Source organism: Wandonia haliotis, assembly GCF_039523435.1.
Classification (GTDB): domain Bacteria; phylum Bacteroidota; class Bacteroidia; order Flavobacteriales_D; family Crocinitomicaceae; genus Wandonia; species Wandonia haliotis.
This window is the reverse complement of sequence record NZ_BAAAFH010000022.1, coordinates 285,879-309,830: the sequence shown is the minus strand read 5'-3', so window position 1 is coordinate 309,830 and position 23,952 is coordinate 285,879. Positions and strand designations below refer to the sequence as shown.

The window sequence follows — 23,952 nt, the reverse complement described above, 5'->3', positions numbered from 1 at the left end:
TAAAACTCAAAAAGATTGCTATCTTTGCGAAGTTTTGAATTTTAATGAGCTCGGGGTGTAGCTCAGCCAGGTTAGAGTACACGTCTGGGGGGCGTGTGGTCGGAGGTTCGAATCCTCTCACCCCGACTTTTTAAAATACTTGAAAATCATGCAGTTTACTATCCGATTCACTCTGTTTTTTATCATTTTTGCTTCCGCATTAACGGCTCGGTCTCAATACGTACTGGATACCTTGGATTCTGAAAGAGGTCCAATGGTTATCTATTCAAATTATACCTGGGAATATCTGGAGGATATGCACTTTGACGGTATCATGAATAGCTACCTGTATGATATTCTTGCGGCAGATTCCACCCTGAATTTTACACATGATTGGGATACGGAAGTTTGCTATCCTTCCAATTTGCAAAATAGTTACTCAGATCTGAAAGACACAATCTGGTTGTGTACAGTGGATTCGATGTATTCCGAATTTGTGATGCCATTTGACGGAAGAGTAACTTCTCGTTACGGATGGAGAAGAGGTCGTCCTCACCATGGAATTGATATTGGTTTGCGAACAGGAGATACCGTTCGAGCTGCCTTTTCAGGGAGAGTACGTTACGCTAAATACAATGAGTCCGGTTTTGGTAATCTTGTAATTATCCGCCATTACAATGGCTTGGAGACATTTTACGCACACTTATCCAAGCATATGGTTGTTCCCAATCAATTGGTAAATGCAGGAGACCCTATTGGGCTTGGTGGAAATACAGGTAGGTCGTATGGTGCGCATCTCCACTTTGAAGTACGATTCTTCGATATTCCGATCAATCCGGAACGAATCATTGATTTTGATAAAAAAGAACTGGTGGATGAGAACCTGTTTGTACACAGTGGACTATTTAAAGGAAGTCCTTCTTATTCATCATCTTCTGCCAGTTCTGCGTCAACATCAGGAGCGACGTATCACAAAGTACGTTCCGGGGATACATTGGGGCACATTGCCGCAAAATACAGAACAACTGTGTCGCGTTTGTGCTCGTTAAACGGAATCCGCCAGACGACTATCCTTCAGATAGGACAGACACTTCGCGTTCGTTAAAAAAATCACAAAAATTTGTTTGACACTCTTTTTTTTCGTAAGTTGTATCCATGGATACGTGCGGATATAGAGTTGTGTTGTCGATTGACGGAGGGGGAATCAGAGGTATTATTCCTTTGATTATGTTGGATCATATCGTAGAGAACTTCAGGGTGATAGGTCATGAAGTTCTAATCCCTGATTTAGTAGATTTATTTGTTGGAACTTCAACAGGAACCATAATCAGTAGTGGTCTGATGTTAAAGAATCCGGATGGCTCGATGAAATATTCGGTAAGAGATATGCTGAATATGTATATGAATCGGGGACACCAGATTTTTAATAAAAGTAATGGGAATAGTTCTCACAGATATGTTTACCCTTTCCGATTGGTATTGGAGTCCAGTTTTGGTAACTATCGTATGAGTGATCTGAAACATAACTATATGTTTGTTAGTTATGATTTGGTTGAAAACTCCCCCTATTTTTTTAAAAACAATACAGAAGAGCAAAACGCTACGGAATTGTCAGAGGTGATTATGGCTTGTTCAGCTGTCCCCGGATATTTTCCTCCTGTTCGATATCGGGATCGGGAACTGGCTGATGGAATGCTGACCGCAAAGAATCCAACGAAACATGCGTACGAGTATGCAAGGGAATTATTTCCGAATGATAAACTATTAGTAGTTTCTTTAGGGACGGGATCTTGCGTAACAAAGAAGACCGACTGGATAGATAGTGAGGTGGTAAAGACACATTCATACATGAAGAAGCAGATGGATTTTGATCAAAATCTGATCTATGTACGTTTACAACCTGATCTATTGATTGCAAACGAAAGCATTGATGATACTTCGGATGAAAATATTTCCGGTTTAGTTAATGATTCTGTCAATTACCTTCGTGCAGCAACCCCTAAATTTGATCGGCTTTTTAATTTGATGACAATAAAATTATCCGCCTGATTCTAATCAAACGTTTTTTTGCTTATTTTTGTTTGGATTTAATCTAAATAGATGGAAGCGAAAAATCTTAATGGATTGGAAGTGAATTTTCCTCTTTTTTCTGAAGACATTCCTGTTTTGGATGGAGGTTGTTGTGGAAAGAAAAGTAAGTGTTGTAAGAACTATAAGAAGAAGGGTAAACACTGCAAGAAGTGTCCTAAAATATAGATACAGAACGAGTTGGTTACTGTTTCTTGATTCTTACCAAAGTGTTACATTAATTTTAACACTAATCATTCTTTTTTGATAAAAAAATAATATTTTTTTTGTATCAGATTGATTATGATGTACTTTTGCGGTCAACATAAACGTAACATCATGAACAAACTACTACTAGCTACCAGTATTTTTATTTCAAGTTTTTTTGTTTCCGGACAGACTGATTGTCCTCTGAATACTCCGGAATTCCCATTTACCACAGACGATGATTGGGCGCTTTACAGTTGGTCAGCAGGGTTATATATGCCTTTTCAGTTGGGAGGGGCACAAACGCTGACCACTTTATCATTTCGTTTGGATAATCATTCTCCTTTTGGGTCGTATACGTACAACAATATTCGAATATATATGCGACATACTTCAGTAACTAATTATAGTAGTTCTCCGGGATATCCGGGAACAACTGGTTTTATACAGGTCTGGTCAGGGAATATGACTTTTAGTTCAACCGGAACTTACACATTTGTACTGTCCACAGGTTTTGCTTACGATGGTATTCAAAACCTTGAACTTTTAATTGAAAACAGGGGAGGGAGTGATAATACGTATGAGGAACCCTGGTTCGATAGAACGAATAATGCCGGACCTGGAATTTATTCAGGTAAAGTGGGGTGGGGCTCCAGTTGGAGTAGTGCAATGTCTTCCAGTCAGAACAGAAACTATAACCTTCAGATTAACAGTGTGGATTGTGGTGGTTTTCCTCTTCCTGTTAAATTAAAGGATATTACGGCCGTTTGTGAAGATGATAACAAAACAATACTAAGGTGGACAACTTTTTCTGAAAGTAATAATGACTATTTTACGATTGAAAGATCTGTAGATGGTGTTTCGTGGAGGGAAGTAGGGCAAGTAGATGGAAGCGGAACGACAACTAATAGTAGTACGTATGAGTTTGAAGATGTATCAGACTATGAGAAGATCATGTATTATAAACTCTCACAGACCGACTTTAATGGAGAGGGAGAGATGTTGAGAGTAGTTACAGTGGATTGTGCTCGTGAAGAGCATTTATTCGCCTACCTAAATACGTCTGATCAGACACTTGTTGTGAATAGTGATGAGATCAGCCTGGTGAAAATAATCAATTCAACCGGGCAAGAAGTAAAGATACCTGCTATTGATACGGGAGACCAGGTGATCTTTGATGTGTCTTCACTTCCAAAAGGATTATATATAGTTAGTGTTACTGAAGAAGGGAGCCAAAAAGCGCAAAAAGTTATTCTATTCTAACGATTGGGTTACCCGAGAAAACGATGCCGTTCTTTCTCAGAAGGAAGTTGACAGGTTTCCTGTTTGTAGATTTTTTTTCGGTGTTTGGCAATGAAGTTATATACACTATCCCGAATGATAACAGGGATTAGTAATACTACTCCTGATAGGAATTTATACCTCTTCAGATGCTTGCCTATTCGGAGTGCACCGGTTGAACGATAATAGAAATGTCCATTTTCAAAGAAAACCAGAGAGGATAAATCGGGCAAAGGTTCTCCCTTTTTCCGGAAAAAATCATTTGCGAAATCAGATTGAAGAGAGGCGAAATACAAAAAGGGATCCTTTTTATTGTGACGTAATATATACATTACCGACCGGTTACAAAAGCCACAATCGCCATCATAAAAAACGATTTGATGAAAATCATTCATACCTGCTAAAATACGAATAAGTTTATTCCATTGCTTAACATTTCTTATCTTAGTCGTTGTCGAAATTAATCAGAGAAACAGAAAACAGATTTGAGGATATGAAGAAGATAGGTGTATTGTTATCAGGGTGCGGAGTGTATGATGGGGTAGAAATTCATGAGTCGGTTTTTACAATGCTTGCTATTCAGGAAGCGGGAGCAGAATACATTTGTATTTCGGTAAATAAACCGCAACATCATGTTGTTAATCACCTGACAGGAGAAGAGATGAAAGAAAGCCGCAATATGATGATAGAGGCTGCACGTATTGCGAGAGGAAATGTAAAAGACATTACAGAAGTTGATCCTGCGGATATTGATGCTCTGGTAATCCCGGGAGGATTTGGGTCTGCGAAAAACTTTACTTCCTGGGCATTTGAAGGTCCGGAGGGAATGGTTCTACCTGAAGTCAAATTGTTAATTGTTAATATGATAAATATCGGTAAGCCGGTTTGTGCCCTATGTGTTAGTCCGGTTGTTGTGTCAAAAGCTCTTGAAGATTCCGATATTCATGCGACCATGACGTTGGGAACAACAGAAGAATCTTCGCCTTATGATATTCAGGGATTCTCGGATGGAATCAAACAGACAGGAGTAGAACCTGTTTTTAAAACAGTTAAAGAAGTGCAGGTAGATACGGTAAATAGAATTGTTTCGGCTCCTTGTTATATGATGGACGCAAATATGATAGAAGTAAGAAACAATATTAAGTCAGCTATCGAAGAGACAATTAATTTAATTGAAGCATAGCTATTGAAGTATATATACAAAGAAACGGGGCGGTTAAATACCGCCCCGTTTTTATTGTGAGTAGTTATTATTTTCGAACAAGGGTAATAAACCCGTGTAAATCTTCAGAGTTTCCGGAGTAATACTTCAATGTTATTTTATAGAAGTACACGCCCTCACTGGAGTCATTTCCTCCCAGGTCTTTCCCGTTCCAGAAGCCTGAAATATCATTGTACTGGTAGACAAGATTTCCCCATCGATTAAGAATAGAGCATTCAAACTCCTCTACGCAATCAGCGGTTACAAACCAGTAATCATTCACATCATCATTATTGGGTGTTAACACGTTTGGAACAATGACTTCCTCAATTGATGCAGCTGTATGAACTGTGAACAGATTCTCCAGAATACATCCGTTGTTGTCTTCAACTGTCAGCGTATATTCACCTTCAGAAAGATCTGTAAATACACCTTCTTCTGACGTTAGCGTATTGTTCAAAAGGAAAGAATACGGTGCCTCACCTCCGAAAACCTGTTCAACAATAATTTGTCCATCATCAAAACCGCATGTAGCTTCAGTACTGAAGGCTGTAATGCTCTCAATACCATTCGACGGGTCAACTAAAATATCCGTTTCTGTGTATTCACATCCTTCAGCATCTTCTACAGTAACCGTATAGTTACCTGCAGCTAAATCAGTAAATTGATTTGAGGAACCAAAAGAACCGGAGTTGATCTGATAAGAATAGGGTTGTGTTCCTCCCGTTACTTCAGTAACGGAAAGTGCTCCATTATCAAAACCACATTCGGTTGACTCGGTTGTAATTACAATGGCTTCGATACCATTTGATGTGAGTGTAATAGAAGTATCTCTTGTACATCCTCCGCGGGTTACCGATACAGAGTACGTATCTACACCAAGATTGTCTGCTGTAGTTGTTTGATTATCTGTTATTCCTGTATTGGCTGACCAGTCAAACTGATAATTACCTGTTACCGGACTTGTTGTGACACTAATGCTACCATCCGTACCATAACAAATGGGATCAATACTTGTAGCTTCAATTGTAAAAATATCCTCGTCCACAGTCACGGAAAAAGTGGCAGTACAACCATTGGCATCCGTTATGACCACAGTATAATTTCCTGCACAAAGATTTAAAGCCGTTTGAGAGGTTTGTGATGCCGGATCATCCCATTGATAACTAAATGGAGCTGTTCCGGTTTGAGGGGTAACTGTAGCTGTTCCGTTACAAAAACTGATTCCGGTTTCAGCAAGACAATTAGAAGGATCATTACAAGTGGCCAAAGAAGGAGCTCCTGCTCCATCCCATGTCCCTCCGTCAGGAATTCTTCGAATAGACTGCCCGATATGAGATCCGGCATCCAGAGTACTGACGTGATTTTTATTTGCATCAGGAATTGTATTATAACTATCCAGAGTACCGGAAAAACTACAATTGGATTGCGGAACACAAGGCGTACCATCTAAATCAGTTGTATTTCCCATTCCCCATCTTACAGCATCCTGGGGAACACCCTGAGCATCATAAAAAGCAAACCATCCTCCGGCATTAGGAAACCAAAGGCGTTGTGTACCTGTTCCCACACAAACTCCGGGATCGGTAATGTTATAAGGCACAATTAATTCGACAACATTCCCTCCGTTTTCAACCAGAAGTTGTGAGGGGACTGGTGAGGCGTTCGCTCCTCTTATCAACGCGAATCCTAATGGTGGTACAATCGTTCCCTGAGGGATTACGTAACCTCCTGAGTTTGTTCCGCCAATACTACCGGGAGCACTATTCCCCAGATAGTAACAGGAGATATCCACTGAGTCACACCAGTTTGGATTGTACAGTTCGATCCACTCACCACGCCCGTTTCCTGAACCGCCTTCACCTGATATAGATCCGTCTCCACTGCTTGGAGAGATCATTAGTTCATTAATCATGATAGAAGGGCCATCATAATTACAGGATAAACAGGCCGAATTCGGTTGTGTATCAGTATCTGCGGTTATCGCTCCTCCTGATCCGGGAATAGTAATAACTGAGCTGGATACTTCACAACCACTATCATCAATAACGGTTACAGTATAATTCCCACTGCTAAGACCTGTAAAGTTAGCTCCCGGTTGAGTAGTCGTTCCACCATCTAAACTATACTGATAGGGCGGTGTACCTCCGGAAACGGTGACAGATATAGAACCGTTTGACGCAGTACATGAATTGGAGCCTGTTATCTGTATATCGTCAATAACGGGAGCACCATTATTACTAATAGTTACATTATCAGAAACATCACAGTTGTTATCATCTGTTACAACAATAGCATAGTTACCGGCAGGTAAATTACTGAATACATTTGATGGTTGAAAGGTTGTTCCTCCATCAATACTGAAAATTAACCCGGTTGTAGCACCTGATGTTTGAATTGTAATTTCACCATCATTAGCACCACATGATGCAGGAGTAATCTGAATATCATCAATAACAAGGTCACAACAATCCGATGAAGGACTGATCGTAATCTGGTCAGAAGTACTGATACAACCATTGGCATCAGAAGCTTCCAAAGTGTAAGTTGTGGTGGTAGTAGGGCAGACCGTTGGTGTTAATGTTGTTTCATTGGTCATATCAGTTACCGGAGTCCATGCAAAATCTGCTTCATAGCTAATTTCAGGATCGTCAAATGTGATACACCAGCCATTGAAAAAACCAAATCCAATATTTGCGTCTGTGTTCACTGTTAATGTCCAGTTTCCTTCTGTACTACACCCTACGAGATCATTCAATGAGTTACCGTTTGTAGGAAGGAAGTCACCATCATAAGGATTGGTTCCATTGCTGATTGGCTGAGTAGCCAGTAATGTAAAACAGGTTTCCTGACCAAGACTACTAAGGTTCTGACCCGATAAATCACCAGAGGTAACTAGCTGAACAGACTGCCCGGAAGGACAGGAGAGTGAGATATCAAAGCTAGATAAATCAACCGTTGACGGAGGGAAAATATTTTGTCCAAAAAACTGTAATCCGGTAATACATACAGAGGTGATATAATCTGATGTAACCGTAGCTAAATTTAACCCAGTGACATTAATTTCAATGGAATTGCTTACCATACCGAAAGCTCCTGTTATCTCTTGAATGGTTGCATCACAAAACTCTTTTATTCCTGCAGGGCTTACAATCACTTTGGCTTCGGCATCGAGATCAATACATTCTCCGGGACAAAATGTGGTATCTTCTCCGGCATCAACAATAAGTACAGGATCTTCCACAACAATGGTTATTGTACTATTACATGTTTCTACTCCATCCGTAATAATAGCTTCATACGAAGTTGTTGTCGTCGGACAAACCTGATTTGGATTTTCACCACCACTTTGTCCCAAGCCATAAGAGTAACCGTCGTGGACCCAGGAAATTTCAAAGTTGGGATCATTCAGAGTAATAAGAACATTATCAATACCCCAATGGTCATACTCCGCTCCGGATACATCATCCTGATACCATCTGATCATTGTGTTTGCAGTTTGAGCTGCTGCTGGAATTGTTACGCAATATTCATTCCAGTTGGTGAGTTGCGGATCATTTCCACCATTGGGATCCCAGTATTGTATAGTGTTCCATGTCGCACCGTTATCGGTAGAGTATTGTACGTAAACTCCTTCATTGGAGAGGTCAGGACCCTCACATGGAGAAGCCCCTGCCTGTATAGAATAGCGCATTTCAAAGCAGATTACTCCACCCTGACTGAGGTCAAACGGAACAGTTTCCATACTTCTGGGATTTACAGACGCGTCTCCCATCCACATAAATGGTGAGCCGTCCGGAGAGGGAACTCCACATGTGTTATTAGCAATAGTAACAGCTTGAGTAAACTGCCATCCGACAGGCGACCCGGAGTTAAAATCTTCCTGAAAAGCGATATTTCCTGCTCCGTATCCGAAAGCTGATAGAGTTGTACAGTTTCCACATGTTATTGTCTCCTGAGATGCGATAGTAGTGATATCACATGGTTGCGCCCAAAGATCAGTCCTCCAAATGATAAAGACTGAAAATAGAACAAATATTCGTAATAGCATGGTATTCGTTTTTGTTTATTTGACCTGTATGTCAATAAGTTTATGTTTTGTTAATGTGTTTTTGCTTAGGTGTTTGGGCATGGAGTGGAAGATGAGAAGTTGCATGTTTTCTTTCGTGCAGTTACCTTCCATTTTTTCATAGGGAGAGAGCGTTTGCTGAACCAGGTACTCCTCGGAAGTTTCATTACAATTGATACAATTGTTATTATACCAGAGTTGTTTATAGAAACTAACGGTTACTTGTTTGTCCGTTGTGTTCTCTAAAGACAGACTTATATAAGAGTTATCGGTTCCGTTTTTTGTAGAAGTACATCTTATCTGAGAAGAAGTAATTTGAATACCAGATTGGTTGATCACTTCCTGAGAATAACCTGGAAGTGTATACGTAAATAAAGCAAATCCCGCTATGAAGGGAATGAATCGTTTTTGCGAAAACATATGTACAGTAATAATAGGGTTTCATCCCAAAATTATTTTTTTATAGAAATATATCCAAAGGGGAGAAGAATGAAAAGTTGACTTTTTTGGTTTAGTGTATTGTTTATCAGTGTTTTATGTGTTTTTTATAGATGTTAATATAAACTAGTTTATAAATTAGTGTTAAAAAAGCATTAAGCTCTATTGAATAAACAGTTATTTTCTTCTGCAATTTGAGAGGAGTTTCATTCTTCTATTTCTAACTTTGCCGATTATGAAGCTGAATGGGGCAAAAAGAGGAGTTGTGACAGGGATTGTGTTTTTCCTTTCATTATACGTATCTTCTCAGTCAATAGTGCATATTGAAAATTCACGGTTTAGTCAGCGAAATGAAGGATTTTCAGGGAATATTGATGTGGGGCTAAACTTTACTCAGGCGGTTAATTTTATCTTTAATACTTCTAATGCTTCGCAGTTGCAGTATGCGAAAAAAAATCATTCCGTATTATCTGTCAATTCATTAAACCTGACTGTTGTGAATAAAACAACTCCTGTTAATGATGGCTTTCAACATTTTAGGTACGGATATAAAATAAAGGAACACTATATTTTTGAATCCTTTGTTCAGGGGCAGTACAATCATAATACGCGATTAAAAGCCAGATACCTTGCAGGAATAGGAATGTTGTTTAAGGTTTTTGAAACCAAAAAAGATTCTTTACAGCTTTATACAGGTGTACATTACATGCCGGAATACGAAGAGGAAATGGGTGGGAAAATTAATCGTCATCACCGGCTCAATTCCATTGTCTCATTCAATGTCCCTTTTTCGTCAAAGTCGGCTTTTGAATTGGTAGCCTATATTCAGCCGGATATTGCACGACTTACTGATTTCAGGATTTCATCTCAGGCAAGTTATGAGATTCCAATTACGGAGAAACTACTTTTCAAAGTTGCATTTGCCGTCTTTTACGATACACATCCTCCGGAAGGATTGCAGACTACTTTTTTCTCGGCAAGGAATTCTCTGAAATACAAGTTCGGCAAGAAATAATCAGTGATCACAAATTCGTCCTTTTGCTTTTCCTTGTTTTACATCCAGATCAAGCTGTTCCTGTTCTCGGAGTAATTCTTCTGACGGACGGACATGAAGAAGTTCAGTGAGGTCCGGTTGCCCAGCATTTACCCAGGCTGTATACCACATAGATCCCACACCAATAATTGCTGCGCGAAACCTTCGTTCGACCATTCCATTCAGGCGTTCATGATAGACGGTAGAGAAATCACGTGAATATGTACGAACGGTACTGGCTCCTCTTGTTTCAAAAGAGTATTTGGCATCTGTAGCAAGTTCTTCAGTTAATTCTTTTTCTATTTTTAATACGGAATCTACTGCAATATGGGAGGCTTGAACAGCCTCCCATGCGAATGTGTTGATATTCTTATGGTAACGGGCTTTTCCAACAAAGTAATCGTAATTGTCAGCCATTAACTCGGGTAGTCGGGACTCCCATAGTCCGTGTATGCCTTTCTGATTGGTTAATTGACCATTATAATTCTCGGTTGTATGAAGAGGAACATGGGCATCTCCTACATAGTGTCCTAAATCCGCAGAATATTTTAAAATAAGGTCTACGTTTTTAGATTCAAAGGCCCGGGTGAGTTTATTGACCATAACCTCGATGTACCAGGGAACAATTCCATAGGTTTGTAGTGTGTCTTCAGAAAATTTTGAAACGGCATCTTTCCAGAAACGAGGAACGATGGCAAAAGGATCTTCGCCTTCTTTGGCGTAATGATCAATATCAATATAATGTCTGGGAGCTTCTCCTTCTACAGCATATCTTCGTTTATCCGGATCTACAGCATGTTCGGTAATGTATTCGATATGCTCCTTATAAAAACCAAACAATTCAGGAGGAAGCGTAAATACAGCCATTCGGTTAATACGCTTATGACCATAAAATCCCCAGTTGAGGTGATTAACTTTTTCGGGTTGAGCGGAAGGAAAAGAAAAAGCAATGGTAACAGTTACCAGCAGAAAACTACTTACTATTTTTAATGTTGACAAGTTTACCATCTTTCAGCACAGGTATTACCGACGATTGATTGGGTGTCAGACAATACTTGATATCCTCATTCAGGTTCAGGTTCTTCAAACGTCTTCTGTGAGAACTGGATTTCAGATATCCCATGTAGTTGTCCTTCGCAGAAAGATACAAATATTTTGCGGCAATTGAAGAATCTTCGTCGGATTTAAACTTTCCTGTATTGATAAGGTGTTCTGTAATTGCTCCGGCGCAGATTGTATCTTCAAGGTTGAACTTGTTTTGCCATCCTGAACAAAGACATAATATATTCTTATCCTGTTCAACAAGCCATTCGCAGAGAGCATCCAGATTTAATAGAGAACCAATAACTACTGTTTCAGCATCTTTGGCCAGGTCAATAGCTTTAGTTCCATTTGTTGTTGAAAGAACGACCTCCTGATCTTTCAGATCATCATTCATATAACTATACGGTGAGTTACCGAAGTCAAAACCTTCAACAATCTGTCCCCCGCGCTCAGCCCCGACAAGGTACCCCTGTTCCTGATAAGAACGGGCTTCTTCGATAGTTGCGACAGGAATAACTGCTTTGACACCATTGTCAAAGGCTGCACAGATAGCAGATGTTGCACGAAGCACGTCAATAACTACTACTATTTCATATTCCTCTTTGTGTAAGGGAAATAGATAAGGTGAAAAGCAGACTTCTATATGTTTTCTGGTGTCCATTTAAATTTCTTAAAGTAAAACGAGTTGCGAATTTAGGAATTAGGATGAAATTAAGCCCTTTTTCTCAGAGAAACTGTTTTTCGCAGTCTGTTTCCGGATACGATAAGACGACGGAGCAGGTTATAATAAAGCATAATGAATAGTATAATTGTCATGAACCAGATAACAACCATATTCGCCCCAAACGTTGAAACGGTTCTTCCTGCTATCTGTTTACGTGGAGCAAAGAAATGTGCTGAAAAAAAAGCTGCATCAGAGTCCCTGAAAACAGGGTCGTGTTTTTGAATGATAGCCCCATTTTTTAAAACCAGTTTATCCAGCTCGTCCCGATTTGTCATTAGGTCGTATAATGCGGTGTTGAAGTATGTCCTTTTTATTTTTGCATATTGGTCAGGAGGATAACTCATGACTACGCTATCAAGTTGTCGGTTAATATTTCGAAGTTGGATATTGTGATAGTTCTTTATGTCTGTCAGTAGTTCTTTTGTTTGGTATAAACGTGATACTTTTTTCGGATCAGAAGAAAGTGTTGCTAGTTCAAAACCTTCGCTATTTGGGATATCTGACCAGTTACTAAGTTCCTGTTGCAACTCTTTTGAAAAAAGAGAAGAGTCAGACGAAGAGATTGTTCCTTTCAGGATAACCTGATCCGTTATCCGAATTAATTCAGGAATGTAGAAATCTCTTTTCCATTCGTGAAAGCTTTTCTGTTTTTCAAGTTCGTACGTTAATTGCTGGAAGGTATTGTTTTTAAATTGGACAACAGCCAACGCTTCATACCCCCATCGTGAGGCCATCAGGTTTCCAATACCGGGGACGCCACTTTCCTTTCCAAAAACAGGATGTAGTTTGTCAAATTTTACAATTGCCCCACTAAAGAGAAGTTGAGGAATGATGATAAGAGGAATCAGGATGTAAATTACTTTAGCTGAATTAAATCCTGCGGAAATATTTAATCCTGCAAGATTTGCAAAACAGGCAACTGTAAAAAAGGTAAACCAGTAAGGCAACCACAAACCTTTTATTTCCAAAATAGAATTTCCAACCAAAACAAAAAGAAGTGCCTGAATTGCGGAAATTCCAAAGAGAATAGAGATTTTTGAAAAAAGGTAACTTCCTCTTGAAAGATTCAGAAATGTTTCCCTTTTTTTGATTTTTCGGTCTTTTATAATTTCTTCGGCAGCAACTGTTAACCCAATAAATAAAGCAATAATTACAGATATGAACAGGTACTGCGGAATATTACTGTTTTTCTCAAAACTATATGATTCTCCTGCAAAAAACTTGACAAAAAAAGCAAGAATTAAAGCAAGTACAGGTGCTTCCAGTAAATTAATCAGAACATATTGACGATTCGTAAGCTTAGCAAGGATATCTCTTTTGTAGAAAAGTAAAAACTGTTTCCACTTTCCAGGAATTTCAAATTGACTTTTAGGAGCTGTTGTTTCCAGAGTTGTTTCCTGCTGCGATTTATTTTCAGAAAGGTGTTCCTTATATAGTTTGTACCAGGATTCCGGAGGTGTTTTGCGAACAGGAGTCTGATTTCCATACTCATCAACAACTCTCGATTCTATGATATTGAAAATTTGTTCGGGATTAACATTACCACAGGTTCTACACTCACTTTCCTGACTGTTGGCATGATCTATAGCTTCTTTAAAATAGATAACTGCATCAACCGGATTTCCCTGGTAGATCGGATATCCTCCCTGATCCATAATGAGAAGTTGGTCGAACATTTTGAAAATATCAGAAGAAGGTTGATGAATAACAACAAAAACAAGTTTACCCTTTAAGGTAAGTTCCTTTAATAAATCCATGATGTTTTCCGAATCCCGGGAAGACAGCCCGGAAGTAGGCTCATCAACAAAAAGTACTGCCGGTTCACGGATTAACTCAAGTGCTATGTTTAGCCGTTTACGCTGTCCTCCGGAAATTGTTTTTTCCAGTGGACTTCCTACCTTTAAATCCTTTACTTCGTAAAGTCCCAAAACAGTAAGCAGGGATAATACTTTGCGGGCAATTAATCGTTTATTGGTTTTCCCGAAAGAAAGTTGGGCGTTAAAATACAGGTTCTGAAAAACCGTCAGTTCCTCTATTAATAGATCATCTTGCGATACATAACCGATAACACCTCTGATTTTGTCTTTCTCATTGTGGATGTCAATTCCGTTGATAGAAACAAAACCTTTTGTCGGTGCGAGGTTCCCATTAAGAATATTGAGTAAGGTCGATTTTCCTGAACCGGATGCTCCCATAATCCCGATCAGCTTTCCGCTTTCTTCTTCAAGGTTGAGATCCCGAACACCGTATGAATTTCTGGAGAACCGGTATACTACATTGTCTGCTTTGAAAACAAACTTTTCATGATTCTCATCGGAAAGAAAGACACTTAATATATCGCTGTAATATATCGTTTGCATCCTGTTGGAGCGAATGCTGGATCCCTGATTGAGAATATGATGTCTGTCATTGGATATCAACTGCCCGTTCAGGTAAATTTCATCCTTTCCCAGGTATTTGAAAAAATGAAAGTTAACAGAACTGATACGGAGTACCCAGATTTCACCTTCTATCCCTTCTGCCTGTAAAAAACGATAAGCAGATTCGGGACGCTCTGAGCTAATAAGAAGCAGGTTGAGATCTTGCGAAGAAGCTACGGATTTTTTGTCTGAACGTATAAAGTTGAAGATACTTTCAAATTCCTCTTCATCAATATTAAAGCTGTCAGAAACAGTTCTGGCAAATTCAATATCTTGTTCGGTAGGATTCTTTTTTACATAAATAAACTCCAGGATACGCACTAAAACAATAATTCGTTGCTTTTGCGTAAGTTCACTGTTTATCTGAGCACAGATTCGAAGAATTTTGACGGAATTTACAGAAGTTCGTTTCTGTTTCCCGTCTTTTCTCTTTTTTGAATTATGATGCTGTAACAGGAAATCGTCGTACCTTTTAAGGTAGGATTTGACTTGTTCGGGATTGAGTTCCTGTTTGAGAAATAACTCAACGATCGAACGTTCTTTGGAATTCTTTTTAAAATTTAACTCTCCGTTTTCGTCAACTTCTACTTTCGCAATGATGGCAAAGAGCTGCATCAGAGCCTTTAGTATTCGTTCACTCATTTCGGAGGTTATTTATTTTTTAAAACCGATCAACATAATAGCGCATCCGGATACTTTTTTATCCATATCAAGCTGCGTTTCAATTTTTACAGGAATAGTACTGTTTACTTTGAAATCCCAATAGGGAGCATTTTTATGATCTTTATTCGTAAAAAGCACGCGATTCTCAGGGTCGTAAACGGTGAAAATGACATAATTATCAGCAGATCCGGCTGAAGCTACAATCCGGTAAGTAGTCCCGCCGAAAAAAGTAGTTTTGAATTCTGCAATTTCGTCATTAATAAATGCCTGGTATACCTGTCCGTCAGAAACGAAAAGTGATCCGTTGGTGTCATTTCGCAACTGGTTTTCGCAAATCTTTACTATGCTGTCACAATCCTGAGAATATGAATAGGAAAAGAAAAGAATAGAAAGAGTGAAAAAGAATAAACCTAACTTGTTCATAATATTATCCGATAATGTTGTTTCTCAAAGCACTAATTTTTTCTGTAATAGCAACGACCAATTCATCTGACATAATAACGGATGAATCATGATTCAAAGTTGTTATATGGTTGGATGCGTCTGTAACAGGTTCTCTGAATGTGTAAGAGAACTGAACTTCTTTGAACAGGTCATTGATTTCATTAAGGTCATTAAGCAAGGCATCGTTCATGTTGTCTGTATTATACCCTGATAAAATAGAAAGCAGGGTTTCAAGACTTTGTTTCTGCTCTCCGATTCGTTCAATAATCTGAGGATTTGATTGTAACGCATTGAGTTGACAGGCAAAATACATTGACTCAATCCAGCCGCCGGCAAGAATAAGTGAGGAAATATCTTTCTGCTTGTTGTTTTTCAGAAAGTTGTCTCCTGTTCTGTAGGCATCCTGTACAATAATAAGAAGAGAATCCTGCTGATTCATATTTCGTTCAAACCGCTCAGCAAAACTTTTGTCAAATGCTCCCGCTATTGATAACCCGTCCGCAAGTGTTTGCAATGCTTTCAGATAATTCATGCTCTCTTTTTGCTGTCCGAATAACGTAGCATAGCCCAGATCGGCTCCATAAACACCTAAATTTAAAGCACGACTATAAGTAGTGGAATATTTATCTGCATTTTCAGCCGGATTAATCAGCTCAGCATTGAAGCTTCCGCTGGCTTGTTTTAATAAAATAGCCGTTTGAACCGGAGATGGAATTGAAAATATTTTACCTTCAAATTCGGCGTTAATAGCACTGGTTGAATCAACCACATGTGTTTTTAACTCTTGTGGTTCATTATCAGTTGATTTACGGTCGTCATTGCAGGAGCTGATAAGGAAAGAAGATACAACTCCCAAAGAAAGAAAAACTACAGATTGTAATCTCATGATAGTACTGTTCATTATTCAATCAGCTAAATTATGAAAACTATTATAAAGAATAGGTTTTCTGAGTATTTTTCTTTTGTCAAAAGAGAAGTATTAATCTACGAAAAAAGAAGTTTGGTTCGTTTTTTTTATTCGTTTATCATTTTTTAATCTCATTAGACAGGAGGAATTAAATAAAGAAGCGCATAGATCGGTTTTTTTGCTTCCGGGAATCTTACTACAGACAAAATCTATTTGGTAACTTTACAGATCAAAAAACAAAAAAATGATGTTATCCAGACCACGAAGAAATCGAAAAATGGCGGCAATACGGGATATGGTTGCTGAAACCTATTTATCGCCTGCACATCTGATTTATCCAATGTTTCTTGTAGAGGGAAATAATATTAAGGAAGAAGTGAAATCATTGCCGAATAATTTTCGTTGGAGTACCGATCGTTTGTTGCCAGAGATAGAGTCTTGCATTAAGTTAGGAATCAATAAGTTTGATCTGTTTCCTGCTGTAAGAGAGGAGCTGAAGGATAAAATGGCGTCTTACAGTTTTGCAGAAGAGAACTTTTATCTTGATGCAATCCGAAAAGTAAAAGAGGCATTTCCGGAAGTGGTGATTATGAGTGATGTGGCGATGGATCCCTATAGTAGTGATGGGCATGACGGAATAGTGGAAGGAGACAAAATTCTAAATGATGAAACACTTCCTGTTTTAGCTAAAATGTCTCTTGCTCAGGCTCAGGCTGGGGTCGATATAATAGGACCTTCAGATATGATGGATGGAAGAGTTGGGTTTATTCGTGATCATTTGGATAATGCAGGATATACGGATGTTAGTATTATGAGTTATACTGCCAAATATGCAAGTGCATTCTATAATCCGTTTCGCGATGCGCTTGATTCGGCTCCAAAATCGGGAGATAAGAAAACATACCAGATGGACCCGGCTAATAAAACAGAAGCACTACGTGAAGCCGAGCTAGATCTTTCAGAAGGGGCAGATATGTTAATGGTGAAGCCTGCATTATGTTATTTGGATATTATTCATCTTCTCAAAGAGAATTTTACATTACCGGTTACTGCTTATAATGTTTCAGGAGAATGTGCAATGGTTTATGCGGCAGCTCAAAACGGATGGTTAGATTATGAGCGCGTGGTAGCAGAAATGCTTCTGAGTATGAGAAGAGCAGGGGCAGACGGAATTTTAACCTATTTTGCAAAGGATTTTGCTGAATTTGTAAAGAAATGAACATGAGAGTAAGTGTTTCGTAAACAGTTTGTTTCGGTAAGTTTTGACAGTTTTAGATATATAACTTTAACTATGTAATCTGTTAATTAGTCGAAATAATTGGTGAGAAACACACTTTTTGGCAACTAAGCAGACCGTTTTTCCGTAAATATGCCAAAGAGGGTATGAAATATACCCTAAATAAAGGCCTATGGAAAAGATACTTTTACCCTTAAAAGTAGGGGTAACGTTAGTAGGGATAATACTTTTTTCTTCTGGTTTGTTCAGCCAGGTTAATTGTTCCGGTGATACTCCGTTTTTTACAGTTGACTTATCAGGAGACCCTGATGGAGTGTGGGTAAGTCCGGCAGTGACAAGAAATGGCTCTTGTTGTGGGGGAGGTACAAATCAGGTGAATTGTATAGAATTGTCAATCACATTAGATCCTGCCGCTGAAGGAATAATATTTGCTGTGGAATCCGGGGCTAATCCGGGAGGATCACTGTATTACCAGATCAATTGTCAGGATGTGCCTGTGGCTTCAGGATCTGCACCAATTTGTTTGGATGGAGCTGGTCCGCATTTGATTTCTTATTGTAAAGTCGGAAACAACACTAATACGTATTCAATTACTTCAGTTCCAGGTCCTGTTAGTTCAGGAGATGTGATTACGGCAGACGGTTGTGCTGATACATTGAGTATATCCGGGCTTGAACCAATGACAATTACATGGAACTCTATTTTTCCGGGGGCTCCGGGAGACTATAATGGTTATCTAAATAATCTGGGAGGGTCAAACGCAGGTGCTACTGGTGTTACTTATACAGGAGAAGAAACTGTTGTCGTAACGCCACAACCTGGTTTCCCATCGGAAATCCAGTACGAAGTATGTGGAGATGTGTTGGGAAGTTGTAGCGTTGGATCATTTTGTGATACGGTGAGCGTATTTATATACCCTACATTATTTGCGGATATCAATCCGGATGATCCTGCAATCTGTTTTGGGGCGGCAGGAGTTAACCTCAGTGCTGTTCCGATAGGAGGAACAGCGCCTTATTCCTATGTGTGGTATGGTCCGTCAAATAATGGTGCAACAACACAGGATATTTTTGCGACAACTCCCGGAAATTATACCGTTGAAATTTCAGATGCTACAGGTTGTCCGGCAGCTGTATCTACGATCACAGTTACACAGTTTAGTAATCCGATAACAGCAGATGCGGGGACTGATTTTACAGTTTGTGGAACACCTGCTCCTACTCTCCAATTAAATGGAGTGGTAACAGGTGTTACAACCGGAATCTGGAGTGGAGGAACAGGAACCTATGTAAACGGAGATACAAGCCTTGATTTGCAATACATTCCAAGTGCAGCAGAAATTGCTGCCGGATCAGTAACACTTACATTAAGTACAACTAATAATTTGACTTGTCCGGGGGATCAGGATGCTATTACAATTACTCTGTCTCAGTTTGATTCAAATGTAGTATTGGATGTGACAGATGTTTCTTGTTTTGGACTGTCAGATGGTGCTATAGATATGACAATTACTGGTGGTGCATCGCCATATTCGTTTGTTTGGTCAGGAGGAGAAACCACCGAAGATATTTCGGGATTAGGGATAGGGACTTATTCCGTTGTAGTTACAGACGTTTACGGATGTGAATACGCCACACAGGCTGATATTATACAGCCACCGGTTCTGACAGAATCAGTAAGTGCCATAACCTATACCGGTGGTTGGAATGTATCTTGTAATGGAGCTACTGACGGGGCTGTTGATTTGGTTATAGGAGGTGGAACACCACCTTATACATACGCGTGGAGTAATGGTGCAACAACGGAAGATCTTTCCAATGTCGGAGCGGGAACGTATAGCGTAACTGCAACAGATGCTAACGGATGTGTAATTTCAACCGCTATTACACTTACTGAGCCGCCTGTGATGACAGAAGGTGCTAGTGCGATAACGTATGCCGGAGGTTGGAATGTTTCCTGTAATGGGGCGAATGACGGATCGGTTGATCTGGTAATTGGAGGAGGTACTCCCGATTATACCTATTCTTGGGATAATGGAGATGTGACGGAAGATCTTTCTGGGATTTCTGCGGGAACATATAATGTGTCCGTAACGGATGCGAATGGTTGTGTGATCAATTCCTCTATAACGCTTACGGAGCCACCAGTACTTTCAGAAGGAATTTCTGCGACAACTTATGGAGGTGGCTGGAATATAACTTGTAATGGAGCGAGCAACGGTGCAATAAATCTTACAGTTGCAGGTGGAACTCCCGGATATACGTATGCCTGGAGTAATGGAGCTGTAACAGAAGATATTAATTCAATTCCGGCAGGTACCTATTCAGTTGTAGTAACAGATGCGAACGGATGTACAATACCTTCTTCAATAACATTGCAAGAACCGCCGGTTCTGACAGAATCAGTAAGTGCTATAACCTATGCCGGTGGTTGGAATGTATCTTGTAATGGAGCTACTGACGGGGCTGTTGATTTGGTTATAGGAGGTGGAACACCACCTTATACATACACATGGAGTAATGGTGCAACAACGGAAGATCTTTCCAATGTCGGAGCGGGAACGTATAACGTAACCGTAACAGATGCTAACGGATGTGTAATTTCAACTTCTATTATACTTACTGAGCCACCTGTACTGACTAGCTCGTTAACTCCATCTGTTTATGCGGGAGGTGGAAACACATCAGGGTGTGTAGATGATGGTTTTATTGATTTAACTGTCACAGGTGGTACATTACCTTATACGTATAGTTGGAGTAATGGAGAGGTGACAGAAGACCTTTCTGGACTTGGTGTTGGAAATTATTTGGTAACTGTAACGGATGCGAATGGTTGTGTAATTACAGATGAGATCTCTTTAATTTCTCCGGATGCTGTTTCTGCAAATATAAGTGCAGGAACCTATGTTGGTGGTTGGAACGTTTCGTGTAACGGAGCCAGTGATGGGAGTATTGATTTAACTCCTTTCAATGGTGCTGCACCGTATACTTACTTATGGAATACGGGAGCTACTACCGAGGATGTTTCCGGAGTACCTGCGGGAACCTATACGGTAACCGTAACAGATGCGAACGGTTGTGAGTACGAAACATCAATTGTACTTACTGAACCACCGGTGCTTACGGAAAATGCTACTGCAGCCACTTATGCTGGAGGTTGGAATGTTTCGTGTAATGGCGCGAGTGATGGTTCTGTAGATTTAACAATAGGAGGCGGTACGCCCGGATATACGTATGTTTGGAACAATGGTGCAACAATGGAAGATCTGTCTAATGTTAGCGCAGGAACTTACACGGTAACAGCAACCGATGCAAATGGTTGTATGGTTACTTCTTCTATAACACTAACTGAGCCGCCGGTGCTTACGGAAAATGTCACTGCAGTAACTTATGCCGGAGGTTGGAATGTTTCGTGTAATGGTGCGAGTGACGGTTCGGTAGATTTAACAATAGGAGGTGGTACGCCCGGATATACTTATGTTTGGAACAATGGTGCAACAACGGAAGATCTGTCTAATGTTGGAGCAGGAACTTACACGGTAACAGCAACGGATGCGAATGGTTGTACAGTTACTTCTTCTATAACACTAACTGAGCCGCCGGTGCTTACGGAAAATGCCACAGCAGCAACTTATGCTGGAGGTTGGAATGTTTCATGTAATGGCGCGAGTGACGGTTCGGTAGATTTGACAATAGGAGGCGGTACACCTGGTTATACGTATGCTTGGAGTAATGGAGCTATTACAGAAGATCTTTCGGGAGTGTCCGCAGGAACGTATACAGTGACTGTAACAGATGCTAACGGTTGTGTTATTACTTCATCGATTACACTTACAGAACCACCAATGTTAACAGAGAATAGCACTGCGGCAGTATTTCCGGGGGGCTGGAATGTTTCATGTAATGGTGCGAGTGATGGTTCGGTAGATTTAACGATAGGAGGCGGTACACCTGGTTACACGTATGTTTGGGATAATGGAGCTGGTACAGAAGATCTCTCCGGTGTTTCGGCAGGAACTTATAATGTAACCGTAACGGATGCGAATGGTTGTGTTATTATTTCTTCAGTATCATTAACTGAACCTCCGGTAATAACAGAAACAATGACAGCTACAATTTTTACTGGTGGCTGGAATGTCTCGTGTAATGGAGCCAGCGATGGAAGTGTCGATTTGTCAGTCAACGGAGGTACTCCCGGGTATACTTATTCATGGGATAATGGGGCTGTAACGGAAGACCTTTCTGGTGTTCCGGCGGGAACTTATTCTGTTGTGATTACTGATGTTAACGGGTGTACATTACCTGGAGCAATAACTTTATCGGAGCCTCCTGCTATTACTGTTTCAGCTCAGGTTATTTCAGATTATAATGGAGAAGATATAAGTTGTGCAGGAGCGTCGGATGGTGTGGTGATGGCTACAGTTAACGGGGGAACTCCGGGGTATGTTTATACCTGGACAGATGCAACAGGAAATGTAGTGAGCACATTACCTAATGCAGGAAATTTAAGCGCAGGGGTGTATACTGTAACAGTAATGGATCAGAATGGTTGTACGACTTCTACAGCCGTAACAGTACAATCTCCCGCTCCTTTAAATACGGTTTCCCAGGTGACAACAAATTATAACGGAGAAAATATATCTTGTTTTGGAGCTTCTGACGGAGGTGTAGCAAGTGCTCCTTCAGGAGGAGTTGCCCCTTATACTTATGAATGGACAAATTCCAGTAATGTATTGGTGGGTAATGCACCGGCAGTTTCGGGGCTTGAGGAAGGTCTGTATACAGTATTGATTACCGATGCTAATGGGTGTCAGTTTACAGATCAGGTGACCGTAGAAGAGCCGGAAGAGTTGCAAGCGAATAGTACCGTAACTTCTGATTATAATGGTCAGGATATTAGTTGCTATAATGCAACTGATGGTTCTGCAACAGTTGTCGTTGCGGGTGGTACGGGACCGTTTACTTATGTGTGGATAGATGCCGGAGGGCAAAATGTAGGGAATACACAAAGTGTTTCCGGTTTAGGAGCAGGAACTTATACGGTTGTGGTTACGGATGCTAATGGGTGCCAGTCAACATCTACGGTAGTCCTAAGTGATCCGGGACCTCTTTTTACAGATATAAATACATTGACGGATTACTTTGGAATGCCGGTTAGTTGCGACAATAATGAGGATGGAACGATAGAGGTTGTTTTTGGCGGAGGAACACCTACGTACACAATCGTCTGGCATAATCCTCCCGGGAATAACTCCTCATTGTCCGGTTTGGGAGTAGGACAATATGATGTGACTATCTTTGATGCGAATGGTTGTCAGGTCAGTGATAACATTATTTTAGATGCTCACCCTGTACCTGAAATTTCGTTGTCGACCCCTCAGAGAGTTTGTTTGGGAGATGAGGTAGAGATTTCGTGTGCAACAGATTCGGATAATACGGTACTATGGACATTCTCTAATGGTTTGACAAGTTCTTCTTGTGCTCCTGGAACGATCACTGCAAATTGGTTGGGATGTATAGATGCAGAAGTTGAGGCGATAAGTTCATTTGGGTGTGTGACAACCCAAATGGTGAGTGACTATATTTGTGTAGAACCTCTACCAAATCCAAATTTTAGTTCTACACCAAAAGATCCTTCATTTATTACTCCATCTGTATATTTCACGAACCTCTCTTCCGGAGCAGAAGCGTATCAGTGGAGTTTTGGGGATGGGTCTGAAGATTCAAATTTAGAGAATGTACAACACCTTTTTCCTGATCACGGTCCCGGAGAATATCTTGTGACTTTAGTGGCTACTTCAGCATACGGTTGTGTAGATTCAATAACAATGCCGGTAACAATTGGTAATGAATTGATTTTTTATGTGCCAAATGCCTTTACGCCTGATGGAAAAGGAGTAAATGAGGTGTTTATGCCGGTCTTTTATTCAGGGTATGATCCGTATGATTATACGTTGTTAATTTTTAACCGGTGGGGAGAAGTTCTATTTGAATCACACAATACAGAAGTGGGATGGAATGGTACCTATGGAGGCGTAGATGTGGAAGATGGTGTGTACATCTGGAAAATTATGGTGGGAGATCTTCAAAATGCCCAACGAGTTGAACAAATAGGACACGTTACACTACTTCGCTAATGAAAATAGATTAAAACAGATGAAAAAGTCCGGTTAATTACCGGACTTTTTTGTTAAATAGAAGAGTGTTCCATAGTTCCGCGATAGCTTAAAATATAAGGT

At 40.0% G+C, this 23,952-nt stretch carries 15 protein-coding genes and 1 tRNA gene; 8 read left to right on the top strand and 8 right to left on the bottom strand.

Annotated elements, in window-relative coordinates:
- Nucleotides 1-51: 51 nt before the first annotated feature.
- The 4 genes from ABDZ97_RS14080 to ABDZ97_RS14065 all read left to right on the top strand — a co-directional run bounded on the left by ABDZ97_RS14080 (nucleotide 52) and on the right by ABDZ97_RS14065 (nucleotide 3,516).
- A tRNA-Pro gene (locus ABDZ97_RS14080) sits at nucleotides 52-126 on the top strand.
- Between the two features lie 22 nt (nucleotides 127-148).
- Nucleotides 149-1,084, top strand: coding sequence for a peptidoglycan DD-metalloendopeptidase family protein (locus ABDZ97_RS14075; protein WP_343788965.1), 936 nt, complete (start codon nucleotides 149-151; stop codon nucleotides 1,082-1,084).
- A gap of 50 nt (nucleotides 1,085-1,134) precedes the next feature.
- Nucleotides 1,135-2,028 carry a patatin-like phospholipase family protein gene (locus ABDZ97_RS14070; protein WP_343788962.1) on the top strand — a complete coding sequence of 298 codons (894 nt, stop codon included), beginning with the start codon at nucleotides 1,135-1,137 and terminating at the stop codon, nucleotides 2,026-2,028.
- A gap of 357 nt (nucleotides 2,029-2,385) precedes the next feature.
- On the top strand, nucleotides 2,386-3,516 hold the full coding sequence (locus ABDZ97_RS14065) for a T9SS type A sorting domain-containing protein (protein ID WP_343788959.1): 1,131 nt from the start codon (nucleotides 2,386-2,388) through the stop codon (nucleotides 3,514-3,516).
- Between the two features lie 8 nt (nucleotides 3,517-3,524).
- Here ABDZ97_RS14065 and ABDZ97_RS14060 read toward each other — a convergent pair whose 3' ends face one another.
- Nucleotides 3,525-3,929, bottom strand: coding sequence for a thiol-disulfide oxidoreductase DCC family protein (locus ABDZ97_RS14060; RefSeq protein WP_343788956.1), 405 nt, complete (start codon nucleotides 3,927-3,929; stop codon nucleotides 3,525-3,527).
- A gap of 98 nt (nucleotides 3,930-4,027) precedes the next feature.
- Between ABDZ97_RS14060 and elbB the strand changes: the two genes are divergently transcribed.
- Nucleotides 4,028-4,717 carry an isoprenoid biosynthesis glyoxalase ElbB gene (elbB, locus tag ABDZ97_RS14055; protein WP_343788953.1) on the top strand — a complete coding sequence of 230 codons (690 nt, stop codon included), beginning with the start codon at nucleotides 4,028-4,030 and terminating at the stop codon, nucleotides 4,715-4,717.
- A gap of 67 nt (nucleotides 4,718-4,784) precedes the next feature.
- Here the strand turns inward: elbB and ABDZ97_RS14050 are convergent, their stop codons facing one another.
- On the bottom strand, nucleotides 4,785-8,786 hold the full coding sequence (locus ABDZ97_RS14050) for a T9SS type B sorting domain-containing protein (RefSeq protein WP_343788950.1): 4,002 nt from the start codon (nucleotides 8,784-8,786) through the stop codon (nucleotides 4,785-4,787).
- A 15-nt stretch (nucleotides 8,787-8,801) separates the two neighbouring features.
- Nucleotides 8,802-9,224 carry a hypothetical protein gene (locus tag ABDZ97_RS14045; RefSeq protein WP_343788947.1) on the bottom strand — a complete coding sequence of 141 codons (423 nt, stop codon included), beginning with the start codon at nucleotides 9,222-9,224 and terminating at the stop codon, nucleotides 8,802-8,804.
- Between the two features lie 253 nt (nucleotides 9,225-9,477).
- Here ABDZ97_RS14045 and ABDZ97_RS14040 point away from each other — a divergent pair, with 253 nt between their 5' ends.
- Nucleotides 9,478-10,257, top strand: a complete 780-nt coding sequence (locus tag ABDZ97_RS14040) for a DUF481 domain-containing protein (protein ID WP_343788942.1) — start codon at nucleotides 9,478-9,480, stop codon at nucleotides 10,255-10,257.
- Here the strand turns inward: ABDZ97_RS14040 and ABDZ97_RS14035 are convergent, their stop codons facing one another.
- The 5 genes from ABDZ97_RS14035 to ABDZ97_RS14015 are packed head-to-tail and all read right to left on the bottom strand — an operon-like array spanning nucleotide 10,258 to nucleotide 16,456.
- Entirely contained in the window at nucleotides 10,258-11,283 is a 1,026-nt protein-coding gene (locus ABDZ97_RS14035; RefSeq protein WP_343788940.1) for a zinc dependent phospholipase C family protein, read from the bottom strand.
- Nucleotides 11,249-11,980: a 2-phosphosulfolactate phosphatase gene (locus ABDZ97_RS14030; protein WP_343788937.1), complete on the bottom strand. Its 732-nt coding sequence runs from the start codon at nucleotides 11,978-11,980 to the stop codon at nucleotides 11,249-11,251. The genes ABDZ97_RS14035 and ABDZ97_RS14030 overlap by 35 nt, the downstream gene beginning before the upstream one ends.
- Before the next feature lie 50 nt (nucleotides 11,981-12,030).
- Nucleotides 12,031-15,105, bottom strand: coding sequence for an ATP-binding cassette domain-containing protein (locus ABDZ97_RS14025; RefSeq protein ID WP_343788934.1), 3,075 nt, complete (start codon nucleotides 15,103-15,105; stop codon nucleotides 12,031-12,033).
- A gap of 12 nt (nucleotides 15,106-15,117) precedes the next feature.
- Complete coding sequence (locus ABDZ97_RS14020) at nucleotides 15,118-15,549, bottom strand: hypothetical protein (protein ID WP_343788931.1); 432 nt, start codon at nucleotides 15,547-15,549, stop codon at nucleotides 15,118-15,120.
- Nucleotides 15,550-15,553: 4 nt separating this feature from the next.
- Complete coding sequence (locus ABDZ97_RS14015; RefSeq protein ID WP_343788928.1) at nucleotides 15,554-16,456, bottom strand: hypothetical protein; 903 nt, start codon at nucleotides 16,454-16,456, stop codon at nucleotides 15,554-15,556.
- Between the two features lie 265 nt (nucleotides 16,457-16,721).
- Between ABDZ97_RS14015 and hemB the strand changes: the two genes are divergently transcribed.
- Nucleotides 16,722-17,696, top strand: coding sequence for a porphobilinogen synthase (hemB, locus tag ABDZ97_RS14010; RefSeq protein WP_343788925.1), 975 nt, complete (start codon nucleotides 16,722-16,724; stop codon nucleotides 17,694-17,696).
- Between the two features lie 190 nt (nucleotides 17,697-17,886).
- A complete protein-coding gene (locus ABDZ97_RS14005; protein ID WP_343788922.1) occupies nucleotides 17,887-23,850 on the top strand; it encodes a T9SS type B sorting domain-containing protein in 5,964 nt (1,987 codons plus the stop codon).
- The last annotated feature ends 102 nt before the right edge of the window (nucleotides 23,851-23,952 follow it).

Bases quoted from the DNA above. Each gene is read 5' to 3' on its own strand.
- ABDZ97_RS14075 (WP_343788965.1), top strand. From the start codon at position 149: ATGCAGTTTACTATCCGATTCACTCTGTTTTTTATCATTTTTGCTTCC.
- ABDZ97_RS14070 (WP_343788962.1), top strand. From the start codon at position 1,135: ATGGATACGTGCGGATATAGAGTTGTGTTGTCGATTGACGGAGGGGGA.
- ABDZ97_RS14065 (WP_343788959.1), top strand. From the start codon at position 2,386: ATGAACAAACTACTACTAGCTACCAGTATTTTTATTTCAAGTTTTTTT.
- ABDZ97_RS14060 (WP_343788956.1), bottom strand. From the start codon at position 3,929: ATGAATGATTTTCATCAAATCGTTTTTTATGATGGCGATTGTGGCTTT.
- elbB (WP_343788953.1), top strand. From the start codon at position 4,028: ATGAAGAAGATAGGTGTATTGTTATCAGGGTGCGGAGTGTATGATGGG.
- ABDZ97_RS14050 (WP_343788950.1), bottom strand. From the start codon at position 8,786: ATGCTATTACGAATATTTGTTCTATTTTCAGTCTTTATCATTTGGAGG.
- ABDZ97_RS14045 (WP_343788947.1), bottom strand. From the start codon at position 9,224: ATGTTTTCGCAAAAACGATTCATTCCCTTCATAGCGGGATTTGCTTTA.
- ABDZ97_RS14040 (WP_343788942.1), top strand. From the start codon at position 9,478: ATGAAGCTGAATGGGGCAAAAAGAGGAGTTGTGACAGGGATTGTGTTT.
- ABDZ97_RS14035 (WP_343788940.1), bottom strand. From the start codon at position 11,283: ATGGTAAACTTGTCAACATTAAAAATAGTAAGTAGTTTTCTGCTGGTA.
- ABDZ97_RS14030 (WP_343788937.1), bottom strand. From the start codon at position 11,980: ATGGACACCAGAAAACATATAGAAGTCTGCTTTTCACCTTATCTATTT.
- ABDZ97_RS14025 (WP_343788934.1), bottom strand. From the start codon at position 15,105: ATGAGTGAACGAATACTAAAGGCTCTGATGCAGCTCTTTGCCATCATT.
- ABDZ97_RS14020 (WP_343788931.1), bottom strand. From the start codon at position 15,549: ATGAACAAGTTAGGTTTATTCTTTTTCACTCTTTCTATTCTTTTCTTT.
- ABDZ97_RS14015 (WP_343788928.1), bottom strand. From the start codon at position 16,456: ATGAGATTACAATCTGTAGTTTTTCTTTCTTTGGGAGTTGTATCTTCT.
- hemB (WP_343788925.1), top strand. From the start codon at position 16,722: ATGATGTTATCCAGACCACGAAGAAATCGAAAAATGGCGGCAATACGG.
- ABDZ97_RS14005 (WP_343788922.1), top strand. From the start codon at position 17,887: ATGGAAAAGATACTTTTACCCTTAAAAGTAGGGGTAACGTTAGTAGGG.